Annotated in this window: 1 pseudogene; it reads right to left on the bottom strand. The window is 56.7% G+C overall.

The annotated features are described in order from the left end of the window. Window positions 1–137 (bottom strand): annotated as a pseudogene (locus Q1A75_RS24225) (IS3 family transposase); the annotation flags it as partial. Window positions 138–208 lie beyond the last annotated feature (71 nt).

Here is a 208-nt window from a genome sequence, read left to right as displayed (position 1 = left end):
CGATAGAACGTGGTGCGGGGAATGCCCAGCTTGGCCAAAGTCCGACGCGCCGACAGATGGCTTTCTTCGACCAGCCGGATGATCTCTAACTTCTCTGATGCAGGGTACCTCATTCGTGGTCGCCCCCATCGCCTGTCTGACGTCAGCGCCTATGGGTCCAAATAGCGGTATTTGCTAAGAGAGGGTTTGTTGCTCATCGTGGCCACCA

The sequence above is a fragment of the uncultured Tateyamaria sp. genome (assembly GCF_947504105.1).
Lineage (GTDB): Bacteria > Pseudomonadota > Alphaproteobacteria > Rhodobacterales > Rhodobacteraceae > Tateyamaria.
The sequence above is the reverse complement of the archived record's forward strand: the minus strand, read 5'-3'. Positions and strand labels throughout refer to the sequence as shown.